We start from the raw sequence: 7,321 nt of genomic DNA, 5'->3' as shown, positions 1-7,321 counted from the left end.
GAGCCGTTCTCGATCGCCCCGAACCTGACGATCTACCTCGATGTCGACCCCGAGACGGCCGCCGAACGGGCGGGCGCGACCAACAAGTTCGAGCGAGTCGAGTACCTCGAGACGGTCCGTGAAAACTACGAGCGACTGTGCGAGCGCAACCCCGAGCGGTTCGTTCGCGTCGACGCGACGCAATCGCCCGAAGCGGTGCTCGAGGAAGTCGAGCACGTCCTCACCAGCGCAGTGGGTGCGGGACAGTAAGTGGGCTTGCCTCGTCGGACTGCCGGTCGGTTCCGCAGGCCGCGACCTTCCTGCAGTCGTGCGACAAGCCGTACCGCAACCGGCTCAGTCCATCGCGATGTAGGTCTGGGTCCCTTCGACGCCGTCGATCCGCTGAACTCGGGTCGCAGCGATCTCTTTGACCGCGGCGGGCGTATCCACCTGTGTTTTCGCGATGAGATCCACGTCACCCGCGACGATATGGGCCGATCGAACGCCGTCGATCGCTTCCATCTCCGTTCGTAGCCGATCCGCCTCGCCCGTGTTCGCTTTGACCATAACGAATGCCGTAACCATCAGTTGACACCTCCCGCTCCGGAACTCGAGCCGGACGCGGCGTTTGCGACTGCCTCGGACGGAGTTTCGCCGACCAGTAACTGTCGAACGTCACTCAACACCTCGAAGTCGGCGAGCACGACCAGCCGATCGCCCACCTCGAGTGACTCGTCTTCCCCGGGCAACTCGAGGTCGCCGTCGCGCTTGCCAAACGCCAGCACTCGCGAGTCGGCTGGCAACTCGAGTTCGCTGATCGTGTAGCCGTTGACCGGCGCTGCCTCGGTGATCGTCAGTTCGACGACCTGCAGGTGCTCCTCGACGTCGGCGATCGCGCGGATAGTTCCGCCCAGCAGGGCGTTTTTCGCGCCGATCGCACCGAGTCGTTCCGGGTAGATCACCTCGTCGACCTCCTCGGCGTACTTCCGGTAGATCTTCTCGCGGTAGGCCTCGTCGATGCGAAGCACCGTCCGACAGCCGTGGTGTTTCGCGATCATGCACGCGGTGAAGTTGACGTTCAGATCGCCAGTGAGTGCCCCGACTGCATCGGCGTCGCCGACGCCGGCCTCCTCGAGGGTGTCCTCCCGAGCGCCGTCGCTCTCGACGACGGTAAACCCCTCGTTGCGGGCCCGTCTGACTCGTGGCTCGTCGCGCTCGACAAGCGTCACCTCGTGGCCTTCCTCGCGCAGGACGCGTGCCGTCCGCAACCCGACCCGGCCAGCGCCAATAATCACGAACCGCATGGACGGGGGTACGCTCGCCCCCGTCAATAAGCTTGCCCCAGTGTACCACGGACCACGGACTGTCGGGCGGGCAAAGGCTTTAGTCGTGTCAGCGAGTAGCACACCTTCGAGATGGTACACGCGTTCATCATGGTGAAGACCACCGCCGGGAAGTCGGAGGGGCTACTCGCCGACATCGGGGCCCTCGAGAACGTCGCCGAGGCCCACATCGTCGCGGGCGACTACGACATCATCGCGGAGGTCGACGCCCCCGAAGTCTACGATATTCTCGAAACCGTCTCCTCGAACATGCAGTCCCTCGAGGGCGTCACCGAGACGAAGACGTACATCGCGATGGACTAACGCCGACCTTCCGTCGGTCGGCAGCCACGGGCGGCTTCGGGCATGCGACACCCGCGGGAGTTTCGATCGTAGAAGGCTACAGGCGAGACAGACAGAGCATCTCGGCGTCAGAAATCGAAGATTTCCGTGAGCGAGCGGCTCGGAGCTACGCGAGACGAGTCCCGCCAGAATCCGCGAGGTCCGCGAAATCCTTGCTTACGCTCGATGACGGGACATCTCCCTCGGTCCACTCGGCCCCCCGGGCAGTTCACATCGGCATTCCGCCACCCTCCTCGGTCGCGTTCTGTGCGTTCTGCTGTGCGCTCTCGAGCAGCGTCGCCGCCGGGCCGCGGTAGTCGTAGCCGGGGACGATCCCCTGGGCGAAGGTCCCTTCGACGTACTCGATGAGCGACTTGGCGTCCTCGACGCCCGTCATCGCGTCCCAGGCGAGGTACTCGAGATCGACCGTCACGTCTCGGGGGCCACGCTCGAGGGCCGGGTCGTCGTGGGTGCTCGTGTGCGCGACGGTGAACACGTCCTCGAGGCGTCGCTCTAAGGTCTCGAACCAGCCGTCCTCGACTACCGGTGCGACGGTCTCCCCGTCGACAGCTTCGTCGAGGGTCGGCAGCGTGACGGTGAGCGAGAACTCGGCGTCACGTTCCCCCTCCGCTGGCGTCGCGGTGACGACGGTATCGAAGACCGTCGTCTCGAGGCGGTACCGACCGTCGTCGGGTTCGTCGCCGATCGGTTCGAAGGCGTCGTGAGCGTCGAGTGCATCGGCCGCGGCGTCCGGGATAGCAGTCATTGTCACCGTTAACGTGCGTGACGGGCAAGGGCGTTACGTTGTTCCGTTCTGGGACCCAACCGTTTCGAGCCGGAACCACCGGCCGTCGGTCGGATCGTTTCGAGATCGAAGTCCGTCGTTTCCCCCGANGTCGTCGGGTTCGTCGCCGATCGGTTCGAAGGCGTCGTGAGCGTCGAGTGCATCGGCCGCGGCGTCCGGGATAGCAGTCATTGTCACCGTTAACGTGCGTGACGGGCAAGGGCGTTACGTTGTTCCGTTCTGGGACCCAACCGTTTCGAGCCGGAACCACCGGCCGTCGGTCGGATCGTTTCGAGATCGAAGTCCGTCGTTTCCCCCGAACACGCCCTGCATAACTACAACGGATATCGACGTTTGACGCCGGCATGACTCTCGACAGACACGCCGCCGAACGCCGTCGCTTCGCTCGATTGCTCGGTATCGACGGCGAACTCGGCTGTGGGCTGCCGATCGGGTCGGACTCGGGTGCCGAGTCCCAGCCCCAGCAGCGTCGGACCGCGGTAGCGTCGGACTCACCGACAGAGAACCGAGAGGAGACCGGACGCGGCACAGAAACAGGAACGGGAACGGGAACGAGAACGAACTCGGGCCATCCGGACGAGTCAGTCGGTGACAGTGATCCCGAGCGGACACGGGTTGCTGCGTGCGACCGCGATCCTGATCCTGCTCCAGAGACAGATACTGATACTGATACTGATACCGATACCGATACCGACCCCAGCCCCGACTCGGAGCCCGACCTCGAGACGAGCGCCAGCGACTCGTAGCCGGAGCGTAACCGACGATCTCTTTTTCAGACTGTTCGACAGAACGGGGTGAACTCGATCGTACTACTGAGCCGTCGGCGACGGCTCCGAGTTCGAGATCGGCCTCGTATCGCGTTCCGTCGACAGTCNCCGCCCCCAGCCCCGACTCGGAGCCCGACCTCGAGACGAGCGCCAGCGACTCGTAGCCGGAGCGTAACCGACGATCTCTTTTTCAGACTGTTCGACAGAACGGGGTGAACTCGATCGTACTACTGAGCCGTCGGCGACGGCTCCGAGTTCGAGATCGGCCTCGTATCGCGTTCCGTCGACAGTCTCACGAAACGCGACCGTGGATCGGTCCGAGCCCGGATCGACGAAGCCGGGTCAGGATACTTCCCGTTCCTCGAGGAAGGACTCGACGGCCGTCGCGACCTCCTCGAAGTCCTTGACTGTCAGCCCGTCAGTCGTCACGAAGACGCCCTCGCTGTCGGTCGTCACCCGGACGAGAAAGCCGTTGTCGAAGACCCGGATCGTATAGTCGTACTCGCCGAGCTCGGAGGCTTCGTAGGCGGTCTGGGCGGTCTTGAAGCCGCGCCACTCGTGGCCGATGAACGTCGAAAGGTCGGCGTCACGTTCTAAATCCTCGCGCAGATACACCTGTTCGTAGTCATCGCGCGTGAAGTAGGTGACCGACCGCAGGCTGTCGCCGATCGCCGTCCGACACGTAGTTACGATTCGCTCGGCCGCTTCCTCGGTGAGTAACCCAGTGGCCATAGTCGATGCGTCGAAGGCCGACTCCTTAACCGCGGGGGTGTCGGCCACGCGCTGAAAACCAGCACAACGTGTCGCGTCCGGTACGGACCGGGAAGCAGCGTCGCTCGTTGTCCACCAGGCGTGACCGACGGTCCTCCGTCTCGAGGAGCGACGCCGATTCCGTGTGTCGCTGCTCTTGCTCCCCAACTCCTGGTGACGCCTGGCGTCTTCGGTGACCGTTCTCGAGCAGTCGGCAGTGTGTGACCGACGACGACCGATCGAGCGACGGACGGACGAGTAGCCGGACGGGCAATCGACCGCACCCGAGCGTGATTTCCGTACGTCCTGGAGAGTGACGCCCCTCTCAGGGTGGTGTGACCGAGCCGGGGACAGCGTTAGCCGTCGACGTCACCTGTCGCCGGATTCGTCCGGGCAGTCGCTCCTGTTCCATCACCGGGAATCTCCGCCTCTTCCATCAGGCGGACGTATCGTTCGGTGTACTCGAGGCCGTTCTTGCGCTGTCGTTTTCGCTCGATCGCGAGGCGATTCCCCGAGAGCTCGAGCAGGGCGTCGATGGTTCTCGAGACGAGTTTTTTCGCGTACTCGTCGCTGACCCCCGATTCCTGGCGGCGAATCCAGTGTTTCATGTCGCTGGCCGTGACGTACTCACGGACGCCTGCAGTGCCGTTCTTCCAGGGGTTGTCGCCCACAGCGGGATCGGTACGTGCCTTCCAGAGTTTGGCGGCGAGCCGCGAGGGCAGCGAGGNTCGATTTCCATACCAACCTCGATTTCCTCGACTTCACCCTTCTAACCCGTGATATCAGCTGATTAGATCGCTCTTCAACAGAGCAGTCGAGAAAGCGATGCAGCTGGTACGTAGCGTTCACGCGGGCTGCGGGGGTGGACAGTGGAAGGTGTGTGGACGCTACGGCGGCGACTCGAGAGCGGGCTGTCTCGAGGTGATCGTGACCTCGAGTTCGCTCGCGTCGAGTTCGTGATCTCGAGCAGCGGGGATCAGGGATCGTCCGATGGCGATCGTGGTGGGCCGCCGTCGGCGACGAGTGCTGGACGCTCGGCTGTCGTGACGGGGGGGGAGCGGGAGCGGGAGCAGGAGCGGTAGACACATCGTTGGCCAGGGGGGTACCGCTGGGCGAGGACCTTTGCAGCGTTGTAGTCGGNGTTCGTGATCTCGAGCAGCGGGGATCAGGGATCGTCCGATGGCGATCGTGGTGGGCCGCCGTCGGCGACGAGTGCTGGACGCTCGGCTGTCGTGACGGGTGGGGAGCGGGAGCGGGAGCAGGAGCGGTAGACACATCGTTGGCCAGGGGTGTACCGCTGGGCGAGGACCTTTGCAGCGTTGTAGTCGGCGTGGACCACGTCGACGTGACAGTCCGGATTGCAACAGCGCAGCGTCTTGCCCCGCGGTCGGTCACCGATGACGCCGCAGCCGTGACACTCCTGGGAGGAGTGGGTCTCGGGCACCGTCGCGACCTCGAGGGCGTACTCGGCGGCGACGGTTCGAAGCCGCAGGTGGGCCATCGCGAGGAGCCACGCCGTTCCGCGGTGGGCGTCGGGATCGGTGAGCCACGCCCACAGGTCCGGCTCGTAGTGGCTGTCTTCGGTGACGAGCACGGGTCGATCGTAGGCACTTGCGTACTCGCAGAGCTCTCGGGCTGCGTCTGCGAGGGTCTCGAGTAGGTCGGTGCGATGCTGTTTCACGCACGCGACGATCGTGTCGCGGTCGGCGTCGCTGGCGAGCAGTGTGGCGACCTGTTCACGGAGGTCGTCCAGGTGCGTACAGAGGTCGTTGCCGGGAATTCTGTAGGCTCCCTTCCAGTCCGGTATCGTGGCTGGGCAGGCCGTGTAGAGGTTGTATTCGCCAAGATCGACGCCGATNGAGGGCTCGAAGAGGATGGCGTCCTCGCCGGCGACGAGAATTTTATCGTACTGCGTGGTGGTTCGGGAGTTCGGTGTCTCCGCGGGGAACTGAGCGGATGAACAGAGGGTCCCGTCGTTTATCCGTGTCTCGACGGTCTGGTGCGGGTACGTGTTTTCGTGGCCAACCGGTTGGCCGGCTGTACTATCGTCTGTTGGGCAATCTTCATTGCCCCTCGAGCGTTCGTTTCGCATGGTCGGAAACCTCGTGCAGCAGGTGACCCGACCCCGGCGTGTCTCCAGCACGCCGGACCTTTGAGGTCCGGAAGGGCCAAGTCACCAGCTAGTTATCTCCGACTGTTAATATGCTTTACTGACGGGTCGTCAGTAAATCCTTGTTTGAGACAATCGTTCATGTATTGGTAGCCAGAAAACACTCATAACCAGTATTCGTATGTCCATTGCTTGCGATTCCTCGAATGAGATGCGCCAAGAAGCGGAGTGGATGGTTCCGTCGGACGATAAAATTCTTGAACNCTCGAATGAGATGCGCCAAGAAGCGGAGTGGATGGTTCCGTCGGACGATAAAATTCTTGAACTCATTCGTGAGTATGGCAATCTAACTCCGACAGCAATCGATGATCTCGGTGGTCCCAGCGCTGGCCATGCCCGAAACCGATGTCCTGAACTTGCAAAATATGGACTGCTCGAGCGAATCTCTCGTGGCCTCTACGGGATCACTGAGGAAGGAGACGCATACCTCAACGAGGAACTCGACGCGAGCGAACTCGAGCCGGTTGACGAGTTTGAGTAAGGTGTCTACTCAGACAGGGTTTCTCCGCTGGTGAGCACAGATCGATGTTGTCTTCTGTCTGAAACTATCACAAGACACTACCTACGTGGTGGATACGACCAATGCTTCAGTGTAGTACTCGGAGAGATAATTCAACTACATATATGCTTCTATCCAATTATCACCGGCACTGCAAACGAACTTCTCGGTAATCCAGTTACAGCGAGCGGACAAAATGAGTTCGTTACAGCAGGCTTCCTCGTTCTATTCGCAGTCCTAATTGTAATTCTATTCAAATCTTTTGCATCACTTGTTCGGACCAAGCTCTCAGATTAGCGGATAGTCAAAATTGATCAAGTGGTGGTCTACATTACTTTGTGTGGCATCCAAGCGACTCAGAACAGTTGTGGGGGTACTGATGGTCGGAATCGGGGTCGTACAGGCTTCCCTCTTTGCGATGGAAGCAGAGTGGCTCCCGACCCTATTAGGAGTGATTTATTCNGTACTGATGGTCGGAATCGGGGTCGTACAGGCTTCCCTCTTTGCGATGGAAGCAGAGTGGCTCCCGACCCTATTAGGAGTGATTTATTCAGTTCTCGGGATCGCGTTTCTCTGGGTCGAGGTATTCACTGCTGACTAGCACTGCTTGCAAGACGTATCCTCTGACGGCACCGTAGAAAGGGGTGTTCCGCCGGGAACACCCCGACCCAGCAAAGGGGACTGATC

General features: G+C 61.7%; 10 protein-coding genes and 1 pseudogene. 5 read left to right on the top strand and 6 right to left on the bottom strand.

Going from position 1 to position 7,321, the window contains the following annotated elements:
- On the top strand, positions 1–249 hold a 249-nt coding region (locus C446_RS17035; protein WP_006674380.1), incomplete at its 5' end, for a dTMP kinase.
- A gap of 84 nt (positions 250–333) precedes the next feature.
- Here the strand turns inward: C446_RS17035 and C446_RS17030 are convergent.
- Both C446_RS17030 and C446_RS17025 read right to left on the bottom strand, forming a co-directional pair.
- Positions 334–564, bottom strand: a complete 231-nt coding sequence (locus tag C446_RS17030) for an Lrp/AsnC family transcriptional regulator (RefSeq protein WP_006674379.1) — start codon at positions 562–564, stop codon at positions 334–336.
- A complete protein-coding gene (locus C446_RS17025) occupies positions 564–1,283 on the bottom strand; it encodes a potassium channel family protein (protein WP_006674378.1) in 720 nt (239 codons plus the stop codon). The genes C446_RS17030 and C446_RS17025 overlap by 1 nt, the downstream gene beginning before the upstream one ends.
- Before the next feature lie 111 nt (positions 1,284–1,394).
- Between C446_RS17025 and C446_RS17020 the strand changes: the two genes are divergently transcribed.
- On the top strand, positions 1,395–1,625 hold the full coding sequence (locus C446_RS17020; protein ID WP_006674377.1) for an Lrp/AsnC family transcriptional regulator: 231 nt from the start codon (positions 1,395–1,397) through the stop codon (positions 1,623–1,625).
- 247 nt (positions 1,626–1,872) lie between these two features.
- Here the strand turns inward: C446_RS17020 and C446_RS17015 are convergent, their stop codons facing one another.
- Positions 1,873–2,409, bottom strand: coding sequence for a DUF5813 family protein (locus C446_RS17015; RefSeq protein ID WP_006674376.1), 537 nt, complete (start codon positions 2,407–2,409; stop codon positions 1,873–1,875).
- 383 nt (positions 2,410–2,792) lie between these two features.
- On the opposite strand from C446_RS17015, the gene C446_RS17010 reads away from it, so the two are divergent.
- A complete protein-coding gene (locus tag C446_RS17010; protein ID WP_006674373.1) occupies positions 2,793–3,194 on the top strand; it encodes a hypothetical protein in 402 nt (133 codons plus the stop codon).
- 363 nt (positions 3,195–3,557) lie between these two features.
- Here the strand turns inward: C446_RS17010 and C446_RS17005 are convergent, their stop codons facing one another.
- Both C446_RS17005 and C446_RS17000 read right to left on the bottom strand, forming a co-directional pair.
- On the bottom strand, positions 3,558–3,947 hold the full coding sequence (locus C446_RS17005; RefSeq protein ID WP_006674371.1) for a DUF7522 family protein: 390 nt from the start codon (positions 3,945–3,947) through the stop codon (positions 3,558–3,560).
- 374 nt (positions 3,948–4,321) lie between these two features.
- Positions 4,322–4,692: pseudogene (locus C446_RS17000) on the bottom strand (hypothetical protein); the annotation flags it as partial.
- Positions 4,693–4,843: 151 nt separating this feature from the next.
- Here C446_RS17000 and C446_RS20655 point away from each other — a divergent pair.
- Positions 4,844–5,047, top strand: coding sequence for a hypothetical protein (locus tag C446_RS20655; RefSeq protein WP_160162986.1), 204 nt, complete (start codon positions 4,844–4,846; stop codon positions 5,045–5,047).
- An 83-nt stretch (positions 5,048–5,130) separates the two neighbouring features.
- On the opposite strand, the gene C446_RS16990 is transcribed toward C446_RS20655, so the two are convergent.
- The gene (locus tag C446_RS16990; protein WP_239639530.1) at positions 5,131–5,865 is read right to left on the bottom strand and encodes a transposase; all 735 of its coding nucleotides are present in this window, start codon (positions 5,863–5,865) and stop codon (positions 5,131–5,133) included.
- A gap of 484 nt (positions 5,866–6,349) precedes the next feature.
- Between C446_RS16990 and C446_RS16985 the strand changes: the two genes are divergently transcribed.
- On the top strand, positions 6,350–6,616 hold the full coding sequence (locus C446_RS16985) for a PhiH1 repressor (protein ID WP_193363543.1): 267 nt from the start codon (positions 6,350–6,352) through the stop codon (positions 6,614–6,616).
- Positions 6,617–7,321: the final 705 nt, after the last annotated feature.

It is taken from the genome of Halobiforma nitratireducens JCM 10879, from assembly GCF_000337895.1.
GTDB lineage: Archaea > Halobacteriota > Halobacteria > Halobacteriales > Natrialbaceae > Natronobacterium > Natronobacterium nitratireducens.
Note: the sequence above shows the minus strand (reverse complement) of the source record. Positions and strands in the feature narration are given on the sequence as shown.

Excerpts from the sequence above, each read along its gene's own strand:
- C446_RS17030 (WP_006674379.1), bottom strand. The coding sequence starts at position 564 with ATGGTTACGGCATTCGTTATGGTCAAAGCGAACACGGGCGAGGCGGAT.
- C446_RS17025 (WP_006674378.1), bottom strand. The coding sequence starts at position 1,283 with ATGCGGTTCGTGATTATTGGCGCTGGCCGGGTCGGGTTGCGGACGGCA.
- C446_RS17020 (WP_006674377.1), top strand. The coding sequence starts at position 1,395 with ATGGTACACGCGTTCATCATGGTGAAGACCACCGCCGGGAAGTCGGAG.
- C446_RS17015 (WP_006674376.1), bottom strand. The coding sequence starts at position 2,409 with ATGACTGCTATCCCGGACGCCGCGGCCGATGCACTCGACGCTCACGAC.
- C446_RS17010 (WP_006674373.1), top strand. The coding sequence starts at position 2,793 with ATGACTCTCGACAGACACGCCGCCGAACGCCGTCGCTTCGCTCGATTG.
- C446_RS17005 (WP_006674371.1), bottom strand. The coding sequence starts at position 3,947 with ATGGCCACTGGGTTACTCACCGAGGAAGCGGCCGAGCGAATCGTAACT.
- C446_RS16985 (WP_193363543.1), top strand. The coding sequence starts at position 6,350 with ATGCGCCAAGAAGCGGAGTGGATGGTTCCGTCGGACGATAAAATTCTT.